Here is a 16,327-nt window from a genome sequence, read left to right as displayed (position 1 = left end):
AGGATACACTATAGGTGTCAATTTAGTGGTTTTTCACGGTATTTTGGGACGGCATCTTTACAAATGCCGCCCCTACGGGGCTTGAGGGTGGAGGGGTCCCTTTTCTACACAGATGCCGTCCCTACGGGACTAAAGACATCGGATCTATCTCACGGTTTTTACAGGGCCCGTGAGGGGTCTTCGGCTCAAAGATCTTTATTAACAGTGAAAAGCACGCCTCTTTTTCTAAAATTGACACCTATGCTTACCTTTCAGGATACACCAAAGGGAATAGATTTAATCTATTCCTTTTATTAGATTTTCCCCAATTCCTTGAAGAATTAGGCAACCGTTTTGCCCTTAGCTCGCGTCATTATATTTCACGAAACGATTTGTCTGATGTTGACAGATAAAAGGTGCGCCGCGTTGAGGTTACTGCACAAATTCGTGCAGTTGTCCCTATTATCTGCCCTATTTGGTGCAGTGTTCTTTCAAGTATTTTTATCTCCTAAAAACCGCTTAATCCCGCGTTCAACCGACTATCAAGGCGATATTTCCCGTTTCACCATAATATCACTCTCAGGTTGGCACATAAATTGCGTATTATATTTACGTTTACCATTTCAAGAGAAACTTGACAAACTATATAGGAGGAAAATATGGCACGGTTATCCATCGGTACTATCTTTTTTAGTGCTGTTATTCTGTTAGTGACGACTCACGTGAACGCGGGTCTTGATGAAGATCTCGTTTTTTATCTGGACTTTGACAACGTTAAAAAGCAGACGATTGGTGATACGTCCGGCAATGGTCTCGACGCAGAGATCATTGAAAATACTGAGATTGTCAAGGGTAAGTATGGAGATGCAATTCATATTACAAATAATGGACAGGATTGCGTCAATATCCCTTCTCAGGAGAAGTTAAAAGTCGTAGACGAGATAACAATGATGGCATGGGTCTATTATCAAGAAACGTGGAAAGGCAAGAAGGTACACTGGATTGATAAAGGCTGTCATTGGTTTGCAGTCAAGTGGGGAGCCTCTTATGGCATCGGTAGTATTGACATCGGTAGCGGACCAGAAATCTGGTTGCTTCTGGGGGCACGGACTGACCATGGTGGTTCGGATCGACAAGAATTCATCGTTCCGCACAAAATGAAGGAAAAACGGTGGCATCATGTTGCGGGAAGTTACGACGGGAAAACGACGAAAATCTATTTAGATGGTGAAGTCATGGGCGAAGAAAAGCAGGAATTCAATTTCATTGGCGACAATATCGCGAGTGTCTGGATAGGATGCGCAAGAAATAAGTACGCATTTGTCAACGGCTCTATTGACGAAGCGGCGGTCTGGCGACGCGCACTCAGCGAAGCTGAAATCAAACAAGCAATGTCGGGAAACTTCCTCGCTGTTTCACCAACCGATAAGGTGGCAACGACTTGGGCGGATATCAAAATAATGCAACTTTTTGAGTTCTAAGCTACGTCACCTAAATCAACAGATATAAAATTTTAGCAAATTACCGCTTGTAAGTTCAGCGTAATTCTTAACTTTAAATAAGGAAAGAGAAAATGCGCTTTGTAATAATTAACCTACTTCTCGTCTGTTTGTTACTACTCGGTATCAGTTACCTTGCTTTCGGCCATACTGGAACTACGACTGATTCTGAACCCCACTTACATCAAATGGACGACACATTTCGGGATAGCAAGAATCTAAAAATTAGAATGCTTCCATATTTCCGAGAGAAGGAGTTTTTCAATGCGAAAACGACCTCATGCAATGTGGCTTGCTATGTTTCTACTGTTGAACTGGGTAGTATATGTTGCCAGTGCAGCAGAACTCAAAATTGAAAAAACCTTAACCCAAGCAGACGGTTTGGTATCCAACACAGTCCTCGCTGTTTTTGAGGATAGTCATGGCACGATGTGGTTTGGAACAACCGATGGACTCACCCGTTATGATGGAGAGAATTTCCGAACCTTTACAACAGAAGATGGATTAGCACGAAATACGATAGGTCTTATCTTTGAAGACCGTCGAGGGATGCTCTGGTTCGGTGATGGTGTGCTTTCAAGTTTTCTCGAAAGAGGGAAGCCTATGGATATGTCTTGGATGGAAACGCCATTGAGTGAACTTGATCTCACACCCTATGATGCACCTAAAGGAATGAGAAGGTCCATTCCATTAGGAGGGGTGAGTCGCTACGACGGCGAAAAGTTCAGAATTTTCACGACCGCCGATGGTCTCCCCCGTGATACTGTTAAGGATATCTTTGAAGACGAAGCGGGTACGCTTTGGTTCGCGACATCGGCTGGTGTGAGTCGCTATGACGGGGAAACTTTCAACACTATCACTATGAACGGACCGATCGGGATGCAAGTATTACCGGATCGGTGGGACGAAATTAAAGCGATTGCACAGGATACAGCAGGAAATTTTTGGTTTGGAAGCACGGCTGGTATTACCTATTACAACCTCCAAACGAACCGTTTCCGTCACTTTGCTATCGACGAGGACTTCACCCTTTTCCAAGAGATGGGGAATGCACCGACTGCAAACATAACGGATCAGCAGTTCGATGCGAAGGAAAACCTCTGGATGAGCCGGGATGGTATGGACAAGGAAAACAGCGGTATTCGTCGATACGATGGCAAAAAATTGACAACCTTTCCGCAAAGTGAAGCACTTCCAATGAATAGCGTTGACAACATCATGCAGGATAGCAGCGGTAACCTCTGGTTTACTGGCGTTAAAAATCTGCCGCCGACACTGAACGAAACTGAGGAAAGTGTTAGCATGCTTTACAATGTCGTCAATGCTGGTGTGAGCGTCTATAACGGTGAGAGGTTCCAAAACTTTGACACAGATGACGGTCTACCGAGTAACCGGGTCTGGTCGGTGTTTGAAGACAGCAGTGGTAAAATCTGGTTCGCTACGGACGCTGGTGCTGCAGTCGGTGTTTATTCACCCTCTCAAAAATCTCCAATATTACTCGATCCTGTTGTAATCCCAAACTCTCGAACGCAGTAAAATCAACCAAGGAGGCAAAACAGATGAAAAAGATTTTTCAATACATCACTTGCTTTTGGATGGTAATTCTTTTTGGAATTCCTTTTCTGTTCACCGGTTGTGTAAAAAAGGAGATTACTCGCATAGCGGACTGGCAAACCCATTTCACGGATATCTACTTTGCGGATGCCAAACACGGGTGGATTGTCGGGCATCGGGGATGGATACTTCATACGGCTGATGGCGGTGTGAACTGGGAAAAACAGACAGTGAACACGAATGAGGATTTCAAAGCGGTTTATTTCACAAACCTTCGTAACGGCTGGGCAGTCGGCGACAAGGGGTTAATTGCTATTACTGATGACGGTGGACGACACTGGACCCTGCAAAGGAATCAAGCGCACACGCTGCTTATGGATGTCTTTTTCCTCAACTCAAAGACCGGTTGGATTGCTGGACAGGATGGGTTGTTGCACACAAAAAATGGCGGAAAAACATGGCATCATCAGGAAGCGAGCGCATTTGGACTCGGTGGTATCCACTTTGTAGACAAGCATCGCGGATGGATCGCCGGAGATTACGACAGGATTTTTGTCACCTCAGACGGTAGCAAAACCTGGCGTAGACAGGATCAGCTTGAGAGAATGGAACACGATACATCGGACGTTTGCAACCTCCATACGGTATTTTTTGCGACCCCTTATAAAGGGTGGAGCGGTGGCACAGACGGCACCATTTTCCACACGACTAACGGTGGAACAGAATGGCAGACCCAATACAGTCGACTCCCGATGATTTATGGACATGTCCGTCCAACTGTCTATGACTTCCATTTCATTGACGATGACTACGGCGTGGCGGTTGCACAGGGCGGGTTCATCATTCGGACCGAAGATGGCGGAAAGAATTGGAGATTAACAGAAAACCAAACCAAAAATGACTTGATGGGTGTTCATTTTGCGACTTCTAAAGAGGCATGGGCAGTCGGTTGGAATGGTACCCTTCTACACTCGACCGACGGCGGGGTAACATGGAGCATGAGAAGTGGCACGACAGCCGATGATCTGCAGAGTGTCGCGTTTGCGGATGCAGATCGTGCGGTTGCCGTCGGAGAGAAGGGCACCATTGCGACGAGTAACGACAGTGGCAAGACCTGGACAAACATTGAGATGGACACGTGGCACCGCATTCGGAACTTATCTTTTGTCACCGATAAAGAAGGTTGGGCGGTTGGCGATGGCGGACTTATCCTCCACACAACCGATGCCGGTCAGACATGGGAACGACAAACCAGCGGGTGGTGGTACACGCTCAATGCACTCCACTTCATCAATTCACAGAAGGGTTGGATCGTTGGAGATTTGGGGACTGTACTCCATACAACAGACGGTGGTGAAACATGGGTCCAACAAGCACCACGCTATTTCCACGAAATGATTAAAGGCATCTTTTTCCTCAATGAGACAGAGGGGTGGGTCGTCGGGTGGCCCGGGATCGTCTTTCATACCCAAGACGGTGGATTGACGTGGAAGCGACAGAATAGCAACAGCTACAACGAACTCTATGCTGCTTACTTCATTGATCGACATACCGGCTGGGTGGTCGGACAATTCGGTGAGATTCTACGGACGCTCGATGGAGGAAAAACGTGGAAATTCCAGCGGAGTGGGACGCAGGCAAATCTGAACAAAGTCTACTTTGCCGATGCAAATCACGGTTTAATTGTAGGCGATGAAGGTGTCATTTTAACGACTATCAATGGCGGCGTGACGTGGGAGTCGCAGAAAAGCGGCACGTCCAATGATCTCTATAGTTTCTCACTTTCACCTGATGGTATCCTCCTTGTGGGTGAAGGTGGTATTGCGATGCGCTATTCTGTGGACACGGAGCAGTTCATCGCTGAGTTGCCACCTGCTGCGCAAGACACAGAAACCGATGAGAAACCGATTGAACCGATTGAATACCATTGGGAAATCGTCCGTCAAGGGAGTTGGCAATCCAAATTCACCGATACCTATTTTTCTTCTACACAGGAAGGGTGGACAGTCGGTGACGGCGGTACCATTTTACGGACCACAGATGGTGGCACGACATGGCAGACACAACAGAGTGGTGTGACTGAAACATTACAACGGATTGTCTTCATCGATAAAAAACACGGTTGGATTAGCGGTCAAGGCGTACTGCTGCGAACAGAAAACGGGGGCGAGACGTGGCACGTTGTGCGTGAAGGGTTGAAAAACTTTCGCAATATTCGTGCGATACACTTCATCAATCCGAAAGATGGATGGGTCGGCGTTGATAAAGGACAAATCCTGCGTACAAACGATGGTGGTATGACTTGGACGCTTCAGCAAACAGGGACAACCCAGCAACCGATCACGCACCTGCATTTTATCAACAGTCAAGAAGGATGGGCAATTGCACCACAACGACGAACTGGTGGATTTATTCTACACACGGTTGATGGGGGTGATTACTGGCAAATCCAAGCCACAACCCATCAGCGTTGCATTGGTGTCCATTTTCTAAATGCCACATCGGGTTGGGTGATAATGGAAGACGGAACCTCACTTCTTACCACAGATGGTGGAGAGAATTGGAAACGAGATCTGGACACAGGGCGAGACATTAAAGGATTGAATTTGGATATCCATCTGGTTACGGTGAAATTCCGCAATCACACCGAGGCTTGGGCAACGGCTTGGGGAATTAACGCTGGACAGATGATTCTTACCACCCAAAACCAAGGTCAGAGTTGGGAAACACTGAATTTATCGTCTGGGCAGGAAAGTGAAAATGGTGACTCGGAAAGTTGGATAGAAAGAATGGCAGCGGAACGTCCGTTTGGATACTCAATTCAAATTACCAACGCGCATTTTCTACCAGATGGGCGCGGTTGGGTAGTGGGTCGAGAACAAATTTTCGACAGGGAATCGGTCGGGGCTGATATTGGTGGCTCCAATGAAGCAGATGCATCTACGGGTCAGATTTACGCCACGACAGATGGCGGAAAAACTTGGCACCATCAACTCGGTGAACCGCTTGATAATTTCCGCGATGTGCTGTTTCTCAATGAGCAGAATGGTTGGATCGCTGGAGATAACGGAGCCTTGCTATCAACAGAGGACGGTGGAATAAATTGGAAGCGGTTGCGGACTAATACAATGGCCCGCATCGTCGATGTCCACTTCATCAGTCTTGAGCCGAAATGGGGCTGGGCGATGGAAAGGGATGGAACCCTGCTCTATACGACCGATGGCGATGATTGGTCAACAGACAACAATCAGGAACTTCCACAGCGCGAACTACCTGATCTTCCACAGCATCAACTACCTCCACTCTCGATAAATGAAGCTGCTTTTGGTAAATTCTCTGAGGGATGGGCTGTCGGTGAGAATGGAGAAATTATCCACAATTTGGACGGCGGTCCGATCTGGAAATTGCAGCACACTTCAACCGGTAAAAACCTCAGAAGCGTTGATATGAAGTTTGCACCTCTCGGCTGGGCGGTTGGGAGCAACGGCGTAATTCAGAGAACCGTCAACGGTGGCGAATATTGGAAGTTCCACGAGACATACGCAGGCTACGACCTTCACGGCGTGTCGTTCATCACGAAAAGAAAGGGATGGGCAGTCGGACGCGCCGGGATTATCCTATCCACCTCTGATGGCGGATTCACTTGGGAGTCGAAGTTGAGCGGTATGTCGGAAACGCTTTACGATATTTTGGCACTCTCTGAACAGGAAATCTACGCCGTCGGTGCCGCTGGAACCATCATTCATTCGACAGATGGTGGTGAAACGTGGAAACAGGAGCATACCGGCGTTGACAATGACCTATATGTCATCACACGTGTTAAAGATGGGAAGAGACTGTGGGTCGCTGGACAAGGAGGCGTTGTGCTGCGTCGTCCTAAACTTTAACCGACATTCGTTGATTTCGTAAGCGTTTAAATATCGTGCGGGGATATGTAAAATACACATACTTCTCCGCACGATTTTTGTTTTGGTTTGGATAACATCGTTCAATTTGCCTAACTCCTAATTATGTACCCTTTCGCTTTAAAAATGTGTCTTTAATATAAAGTAAGGTCGGAAATTTGAGTAATTTTTTGCATTTTTTTCAAATTATGTACCCTTTCGCTTTAAAAATGTGTCTTTAATATAAAGTCAACTACCCAAGCCTAAAGACTTGGGCTTGTTAAGAGTCCATCAAACAACAGAAGTTGCTCAGCAGTCTTAAAGCCCGTGTCTCGTGCTTCGTTTTTGTTTCTCGCTTCATAGAGGGGGGCAACCCACCGCTCTCCACGAAGGGCAGCAGCTGCCCTAAAGAGTATGTTTAATGCAGCGTTGTGGTCGCGGTCTAAAGACGTGCCACAAAACCTACAATCAAAGGTACGTATCGCCAGCGAAAGTTTCTTTGGCGACTTTTTACCACAACTTGAGCATGTTTGCGAGGTGTTCTTGGGATCAACTTGGTGGAAGTGGAAACCGTCTCTTTCGGCTATGTTTCCAGCCCACTTGAAGAATGCACTCCAAGACGCATCGCTGATACTTTTGCTGAGGTGTTTGTTCTTGACCATGTTAGATACGCTTAAGTCCTCTGCCACTAATACATTATTTTCGTAGTGGTGGTAGAGTTTGTAGACGAGTTTGCCGATAAAGTCTTTGCGTTTGTTAGCGGTTCGTTCATGGTGTAATGCGAGTTTATGTTGTTGTTTCTTACTCCGGTTGCTACCTTTTTTCTTACGAGAAAGGTCTTTGGAATGTTTTCGGGTTAAGCCTTCTGCTTGACGATACCAACGCGGGTTGTCCTCTTTTTCGCCTTCAGAAGTCGTCAAATAATGCGTCGTTCCCATATCCACAGCAATCGCTTCGGTTGCTTCCACCTTTGGCGTATCAGGGAATTCACAGGTAATATGAGCATACCAACCACTCGCTTTTTTAACAAGTGTAACGCTTTTTGGATCGCCTTGAAGGGGGCGGTGCATGTATATCTTGACTTCGCCGAGTTTCGGCACTTTCAAACGGTCATGCTTCCATGCAGTTTCACCAATAGGATTTTGACGGACACGTTCACCACTCTTAAGTGTGTGTTTACGGAGTTTCCACGACATAGACTTAATCTGTTTTCGGTGCCTTGGATACCCTTTTTTCGTAGCACCTGCTTCGCAACGTCTATAAAAACCGTCAAACGCTTTATCGGTGCGTTCCAAAGCACAGACTTGCATATCTTGTGGCACTTCGCGAAAGTCAGCATATTTTTTACGAGCAACTTTCAACTTTTTTTGCTGATCGTTGCAAGAAACGCATTGACCTTCTGTCTCCCAAGCAACTTTACGATCATGGCGAGCAGAGTTCTGAAGTTCACAAAGGTGGTCAAGCCACTGTAGTAGTGTTGTTTCCTGTGTCCGTGTTGGATACACAGGATATTTAAAGGCTAATTTCATGGTATATCAGGTATCAGGCGTTTATCCCGTTCTTAGGGGGAGGCAAGCACATTGCCAAGTGGCAACGCTAAGAATGCTGCTCTCCAACCTGATGCTATCATTATACCACAATTTAGTGCGAATTTCAAGGAAAATATAGGAGCGGGCATTCCTCCCAACGCTAAAGCATTGGGCTTCCTGCCCGAAGATTAGGTGAAATTGGAAATAGAGTTTGCGTATGTGGCATCTCCGTGGATCTCATCTGTGGAGAACATAGATGTGTGCTGATTTACTCGTTTATTATGAGGTTCTCTGATGTTAGAAAATGATGTTCAATTGATTTATAGGATTCTGTCAGGCGACGATTCGGCATTCAGCACCTTAGTTGAAAAGCATCAAAAGGGCGTTCATGCCCTCGTCTGGCGGAAGATTGGTGATTTTCACCATGCCGAAGAGATCACGCAAGATACTTTCATCCAAGTCTACAAAAAACTCGGGACTTTAAAGGATCCGAAATGTTTTTCTGGCTGGCTGTATGTCATAGCAAATCGACTTGCCCTTAACTGGCTTAAAAGGCGTAAATCCACGATGCCATCTTTGGAGGATACACCTATGGTAGAGATAGAGGAATCCTCGTATCAACATTATATGTCGGAGCGACGCGAGACAGAAGCCGCGGAACACCGTTCTGAAGTCGTTAAAAACCTTTTGAAAAGGCTCCCAGAGAGCGAACGCACAGTGCTGACACTCCACTATCTCGGCGAAATGACAGCTAAAGAAATTAGCAAATACTTAGGGGTGTCGGTGAGTGCAATTAAAGGACGACTTCGCCGGGGACGAGAACGTTTAAAAGCGTCAGAATCCTTGGTGAGTGAAGTGCTTGGCGGCGTTGAATTATCTGCTGATTTGACAGCGCGTATCATGCGGGAGGTTGCTGATATAACCCCGGTATCTCCTCCCAGTGGGAAACCTGTATTACCGTGGGCAGCTCTTGGGAGTGCCGCGGTCGTGATTCTGTTGATGATAGGTGCCAGTAATCAGTATCTTTCCCGTTTTCAGAAGCCGTATAGTTTCGAGGTGAGATCCGAACCGACTATTGAAATCATTGATACCAACATCGTTCTTGATACGGATGCTAAACCCGATGTTAGGAATCAGATCGGACAGACATCTCACCCGAGTCAGAACACGGGTGCTGGCATGCAGCCCGCATCCAGCAATGCCGGTAAACTTCTTATAGAAAAAACAATTACCCAAGCAGATGGTTTAGCATCCAATACTGTGCTCACAATCTTTGAAGACAATCAAGGTGCGCTGTGGTTTGGCACACCCGACGGTATCACACGTTATGATGGAGATAACTTCCAAACCTTCACAATGGAAGATGGATTACCACGGAACACGACAGGTCTTGTCTTTGAAGACCGGCAGGGCATGCTCTGGTTTGGGGATGGGATGCTTGCAAATGCGCTGAAGAGACCGAAGTTTATAGATATGTCATACCTGAATATGCCATTAAGCGAACTCGCTGATGCCGTCGATGACGGAATGGAGATGAAAACACGGACACCTGCTTCATTAGAAGGTATAAGTCGCTATGATGGACAAGCGTTTCGGACGTTTACCATAGACGATTTCGGTAGCATTAATGACCTGTTTGAGGACGAAACAGGAACGCTTTGGTTCGCGACCTTGTTGGGTGTGAGTCGCTACGACGGTGAAAAGTTTAGTAGTATTACTCTCAACGGACCCACAGGGACCGAGGTCCTACCCGATTGGTGGAATGAAGTTACAGCGATTGCACAAGATACAGCAGGAAATCTCTGGTTCGGCAGCCACGCCGGCATTACCTATTACAACCTCCAAACGTCTGATTTCCGGTACCTTGATGTAAATTTAAACGATTTCAGGGAGATGGGACAGTCGCAAAGGGGACAAGTGACAAACCTACAGTTTGATGCACAGGATAATCTCTGGATTACCCAAGAAGGCGTAGGTGACGAATATACTGGCATCCGTCGCTATGATGGCAAAGAATTAGTTCACTTTCCACAAAGCGAAGAACTTCCGATGAATAGGGTTGAGAGCATCCTGCGAGATACCAACGGCAACCTCTGGTTTGCAGGTAGTAAAAAACTACCGCTAACGATTGACGTTCACGGAGCAGCGGATAGTGTGCCAATCCCTGAGGTCGGTGTTGGTGTGAGTGTGTATAACGGCGAAACGTTCCAAAACATTAGCACAGATGACGGGCTACCGAGCAACCGTGTTTGGTCGGTATTTGAAGACAGCCATGGTAAAATCTGGTTCGCTACGGATGCGGGTGCTGCAGTCGGTGTTTATTCACCCTCTCAGAAATCTCCAATATTACTCGATCCGGTTGTAATCCCGAACTCTCGAACACAGTAAAATCAACCAAGGAGGTAAAACAGATGAAAAAGATTTTTCAATACATCACTTGCTTTTGGATGGTAATCCTTTTTGGAATTCCTTTCCTGTTCACCGGTTGTGTAAAAAAGGAGATTACTCGCATAGCAGACTGGCAAACCCATTTTACGGATATCTACTTTGCGGATGCCAAACACGGATGGATTGTGGGGCATCACGGGTGGATCCTCCATACTGCTGATGGTGGTGTAAGTTGGGAAAAACAGACGGTGAACACGCATGAAGATTTCAAAGCGGTTTACTTCACAAATCTCCGTAACGGTTGGGCAGTTGGTGACAAGGGATTAATCGCTATCACCGACGACGGTGGGCGACACTGGACCCTTCAAAAACGTCAAGCCCATGCGCTGCTTATGGATGTCTTTTTCACTAATTCAAAAACGGGATGGATCACTGGACAGAATGGGCTGCTATATACACAAAATGGTGGAAAAACATGGCACCATCAAGAAGCAATTGGGGGATTCGGACTTGGCGGTATCTGGTTCATAGACAAGCAGCGCGGGTGGACAGTTGGAGATTACAATCAAATCTTTGTTACCACAGACGGCAGTCAGACCTGGCGCGAACAGGATAATTTCGTGAGAGAAGATCAAACATCAACGGTTTGTAACCTCCATACGGTATTTTTTACGAACCCTTTCAACGGATGGAGTGGTGGCACGGACGGGAGCATCTTTCATACCAGCGATGGTGGCACAGAGTGGCGAGGACAAGATAGTCGGCTTCCGCCGGTTTATGGACATGTCCGTCCAACTGTTAATGATTTTCATTTCATTGATGATAACTACGGTGTGGCAGTCGCACAGGGCGGGTTTATCACTCGAACCGAAGATGGCGGGGACAATTGGAGATTATCAGAAACCCCAACGAAGAATGACTTAATGGGGGTTCACTTCACAAGTCCTAAAGAAGCATGGGCAGTCGGTTGGAACGGCACGCTCCTACACTCGACCGACGGCGGGGTAACATGGAACATGAGAAGTGGCACGACAGCCGATGATCTGCAAAGTGTCGCGTTTGCGGATACAGACCGTGCGGTTGCTGTCGGAGAGAAGGGCACAATCGCGACGAGTGACGACAGTGGCAAGACTTGGACGAACATTGAGATGGACACATGGCACCGCATCCGTAATCTATCTTTCGCCACCGACAAAGAAGGTTGGGCGGTTGGGGACGGCGGACTTATCCTGCACACAACCGATGCCGGTCAGACGTGGGAACGACAAACCAGCGGGTGGTGGTACACGCTCAATGCACTCCACTTCATCAATCCGAAAAAGGGGTGGATCGTTGGGGATTTGGGGACTGTGCTCCATACAACAGACGGTGGTGAAACGTGGGTCCAACAAGCACCGCGCTATTTCCACGAAATGATTAAAGGCATCTTTTTCCTCAACGAGACAGAGGGGTGGGTCGTCGGGTGGCCCGGTATCGTCTTTCACACCCAAGACGGTGGATTGACGTGGAAACGACAGAATAGCAACAGTTACAACGAACTCTATGCTGCTTACTTTGTTGACCGACATATCGGTTGGGTCGTTGGACAATTCGGTGAAATTTTACACACGCTCGATGGCGGAAAAACGTGGAAATTTCAACGGAGTGGGACGCAGACAAATCTAAATAAAGTCTACTTTGCCGATGCGAATCACGGGTTAATTGTTGGAGATGAAGGGGTCATTTTAACGACTATCAATGGTGGCATGACGTGGGAGTCGCAGAAAAGCGGCACGTCCAACGATCTCTATAGTTTCTCGCTTTCGCCTGATGGTATCCTCCTTGTGGGTGAAGGTGGCATTGCGATGCGCTATTCTGTGGACACGGAGCAGTTCATTGCCGAGTTGCCGCCTGCTGCGCAAGAAATGGAAACCGATGAGAAACCGATTGAACCGATTGAATATCACTGGGAGATCGTCCGTCAAGGGGCTTTACAAACCCATTTCACCGATACCTACTTCCTATCTACGCAGGAAGGATGGGCAGTGGGAGGTAGCGGTACCATTTTGCACACCACAAACGGTGGTAAAACATGGCAGCTGCAACAGAGTGGCGTGGCAGAAGAATTACAGCGCATTGTTTTCATTGATGAAAACCACGGTTGGATTGGTGGGCAAGGTGTGCTACTACGCACCGAAAACGGGGGCAAGGCGTGGCAGGTTATTCGTGAAGGTCTGCAACCCTCACGTTCAGGCGGGCGATCCTACGGCAGTATTCGTGCCATCCACTTCATTAACCCAAAACAGGGATGGCTGGGCGTTGATAGGGGACAAATTCTGCGGACAACCGATGGCGGTAAAACTTGGACATCTCAGCAAACCGGTGCAACACAGCAGTCAATTACGGACTTGCATTTTATTAATAGCAAAGAGGGATGGGCAGTTGCACCCCAACGGCGGACTGGCGGATTGATTCTACACACGGTTGACGGTGGAGACTACTGGGAGATTCAAGCCAGGACCCACCAACGCTGCATCGGTGTCCATTTCCTAAATGCCACATTGGGTTGGGCGGTGATGGAGAACGGGACATCGCTGTTTACCACAGACGGCGGAGAGAGTTGGAAACGGGATCTGGAAGCAGAACGAGAGATTAAAGGAACGTATTTGGATATCCAGCTGCAGACCGTGAAATTCCGAAATCACGCCGAAGCGTGGGGAATTGGTGTTGGTGGGGCGATTCTCACCACACAGAACCAAGGTAAAAACTGGAAGCCGCTCCATACTTCGTCCAGAGGCGAAACTGAGAACAGCGAACCTGTAAGTTGGGTAGATAGAATGGCACGTCAACAAGCCGACCCACTCTTGACCCAAATTACCAATGCCTATTTCTTGGAAGATGGGCACGGTTGGGCTGTCGGTGCGGAACAAATTTACGAAGGGCATGTGTATCGAGCCGACTCGGGTGGGACCGAGACGGCACAAAAATCCGGGGGCCAGATTTACGCTACCACAGACGGCGGCAAGACCTGGCACCATCAATTTGGCGAAGCACCCGATAACTTCCGAGATGTGATATTTCTCGACGAACAAAACGGTTGGATTGCCGGGGATAACGGAGTCCTGCTGTCAACAGAGGACGGTGGAAAAAATTGGGAGCGTTTGGAGAGCGGCACGACTGACCGTATCGTTAATGTCCACTTCATCAGTCTTGATCCGAAATGGGGTTGGGCGATGAAACGCGATGGCGGCATGCTTTACACCGCAAACGGTGAGGATTGGTCAACAGAAAACGGGCAAGAGCTGCCGCCGGGCTTTGACATCTCCATAAATGAGGTTGCCTTTGGCAATTTTTCTGAAGGGTGGGCTGTCGGTGAAAATGGGGATATTCTTCACAATCTGGATGGCGGTCCGATTTGGGAATTTCAGCGCACCTCAACCGGTCGAAACCTCACAGGTATTGATATGAAGTTTGCACCGCTCGGTTGGGCGGTTGGGACCAACGGTGTCATCCAGAGAACCGTCAACGGTGGCGAATATTGGAAGTTCCATGAGACATACGCCGGTTATGACCTTTATGGCGTATCGTTCGTCACCAAACGAAAGGGATGGGCAGTCGGACGCGCTGGGATTATCCTATCCACCACTGACGGTGGATTCACTTGGGAGTCAAAGTTGAGCGGTATGTCGGAAACACTTTATGACATTCTGGCACTCTCTGAACAGGAAATCTACGCCGTCGGTGCCGCTGGAACTATCATTCATTCGACAGATGGCGGTGAAACGTGGAAACGAGAGCATACCGGCGTTGACAATGACCTATATACCATCACGCGGGTCAAAGATGGGGAGACGCTGTGGGTTGCTGGACAGGGAGGCGTTGTGCTGCGTCGTCCCAAGCGTTAACCTTGACCAAGAACTCGCGCTTTACCAAAAGTATCTGTAGACGAGTTCTTGGTCAAATCTGTTTATCTCATAAGCGTTTAAAAATCGTGCGGAGACATGTAAGATACACATAGTTCTCCGCACGATTTTTGTTTTGGTTTACATAACATCTGATTATCAGAAATTGCTGCTTCTCAAAGCCACCCAACAATTTCAACATTTTTACAATTTCTGAGATGAAAATCCAGTTTTTTCGTTTTATGCACCCTTTCCCCTCCAAACCCGTATCCTTAATTATAAAAGGGAAATATACATCACTTCACCGAAATTAGTTTCAAAAAAACGCAATCCTCAATAACAGTGAATGAAAGGAAGATTCAAATGTTAATGACGTTGATTCAAAAAGAGATTATGCATCATATTCTGAGCGTCCGTTTCGTCGCGCTTCTTTTGATGTGCCTCCTTCTCGTCCCGCTGACACTTTCTACAAATTACCGAAATTATCGCCAAAATTTAGTGGATTACCAAGAAGCCGTTAAACTCACAAACATTGAAGAAACCACAATGAATCCAGGGATGCCACTGGATCCAGAACTGGAAGTTTCCAAACTCATCCTCAAACCGACCCCTTTGAGCGTCTTCGCAAATGGGTTAGCAGATACATTGCCGACCTATCTCGGCATGACACGTAATGGGATTACACAAGGGGCACCTGCCTTGGTTTCCTCTCTTTCCAATCTGTTAGGACATCTTGATTTTCTATTCATAGTCGGTACTGTTTTTAGTCTACTCGCGTTACTGTTTACGTTCGATGCGGTTGCCGGAGAACGAGAAGCGGGCACCCTTCGGATTACCTTAGCTAATTCCCTGCCGCGCGATCTATTTTTATGGAGCAAATTGATTGGCGGATACGCGGTGTTTGTGGTTCCGTTCTTGGTATCGTTGCTGTTCGGCTTACTGATACTTGTTTGGCAAGGGTTCCCTCTCGGTGAGCCTGAAATTTTTCCGAGAGTCCTCGGTTTAACCCTCATCTCGTTGCTCTATATTGGAGTCTTTTTTGCAATCGGCACAGTGATTTCCACCTACTTAGACAATTCTAAGACAGCCCTCATCGTTGCCTTTACCGTCTGGGTGTTTGCAGTATTGATCACGCCACGCGTTGGGTTCCTTGCTGCCAAATTTATCGCACCAACACAAACTTCACAGAGCGTCTATATGGAAAAAACAGCCATGCGAGACGATTTCAACGCAGCACTCAAAGAGGAAGAAAATAAAATGATCATGGAAATCCCCCCCAATGAGAAGGGGCACAGACATATAGGCGGGGAGATTTCTAAAAAAATTAATGAACGTATGAAACCCCTTGAAGCGGAATATAGATCGAGATTCCAGAACTATGCTAACAAATTGGATCGAGATTATAAACGTGAAACTGAACGGCAAGAACAGTTAGGGCAGATGCTCTCTCGAATCACGCCGACATCTTCCTTAATTTATATCACTACAAACTTGACCCAGACCGGAAAGGGAAAAAGAAGCACCTATTTTCAAACGGGCGATCGCTATTATGAGATGCTGAAGTGCTACCGTTTATTTAGACCACAATTTAGCAAAGTTAAGACAAGTTTTTT

7 protein-coding genes are annotated in these 16,327 nt (G+C 47.2%); 6 read left to right on the top strand and 1 reads right to left on the bottom strand.

Annotated elements, in window-relative coordinates; genetic code table 11:
* Positions 1-638: 638 nt before the first annotated feature.
* The 3 genes from OXH39_21335 (at position 639) to OXH39_21325 (ending at position 6,919) form a co-directional block, all read left to right on the top strand.
* Positions 639-1,460 (top strand): LamG domain-containing protein, encoded by an 822-nt coding sequence (locus tag OXH39_21335; protein MCY3553012.1) that lies wholly within the window; start codon positions 639-641, stop codon positions 1,458-1,460.
* A 282-nt stretch (positions 1,461-1,742) separates the two neighbouring features.
* The gene (locus OXH39_21330) at positions 1,743-3,014 is read left to right on the top strand and encodes a hypothetical protein (protein MCY3553011.1); all 1,272 of its coding nucleotides are present in this window, start codon (positions 1,743-1,745) and stop codon (positions 3,012-3,014) included.
* Positions 3,015-3,037: 23 nt separating this feature from the next.
* Positions 3,038-6,919: a YCF48-related protein gene (locus tag OXH39_21325; GenBank protein MCY3553010.1), complete on the top strand. Its 3,882-nt coding sequence runs from the start codon at positions 3,038-3,040 to the stop codon at positions 6,917-6,919.
* 260 nt (positions 6,920-7,179) lie between these two features.
* On the opposite strand, the gene OXH39_21320 is transcribed toward OXH39_21325, so the two are convergent.
* Complete coding sequence (locus OXH39_21320) at positions 7,180-8,445, bottom strand: transposase (GenBank protein ID MCY3553009.1); 1,266 nt, start codon at positions 8,443-8,445, stop codon at positions 7,180-7,182.
* A 294-nt stretch (positions 8,446-8,739) separates the two neighbouring features.
* Here OXH39_21320 and OXH39_21315 point away from each other — a divergent pair, with 294 nt between their 5' ends.
* From OXH39_21315 to OXH39_21305, 3 genes are all read left to right on the top strand, one after another.
* On the top strand, positions 8,740-10,833 hold the full coding sequence (locus OXH39_21315) for a sigma-70 family RNA polymerase sigma factor (GenBank protein ID MCY3553008.1): 2,094 nt from the start codon (positions 8,740-8,742) through the stop codon (positions 10,831-10,833).
* A gap of 23 nt (positions 10,834-10,856) precedes the next feature.
* Positions 10,857-14,717 (top strand): YCF48-related protein, encoded by a 3,861-nt coding sequence (locus OXH39_21310; GenBank protein ID MCY3553007.1) that lies wholly within the window; start codon positions 10,857-10,859, stop codon positions 14,715-14,717.
* 360 nt (positions 14,718-15,077) lie between these two features.
* Positions 15,078-16,327 (top strand): ABC transporter permease subunit (locus OXH39_21305; GenBank protein MCY3553006.1); only part of this gene is annotated, 1,250 nt, incomplete at its 3' end.

It is taken from the genome of Candidatus Poribacteria bacterium (assembly GCA_026702755.1).
Classification (GTDB): domain Bacteria; phylum Poribacteria; class WGA-4E; order WGA-4E; family WGA-3G; genus WGA-3G.
This window is presented reverse-complemented; position numbering and strand designations above follow the sequence as displayed.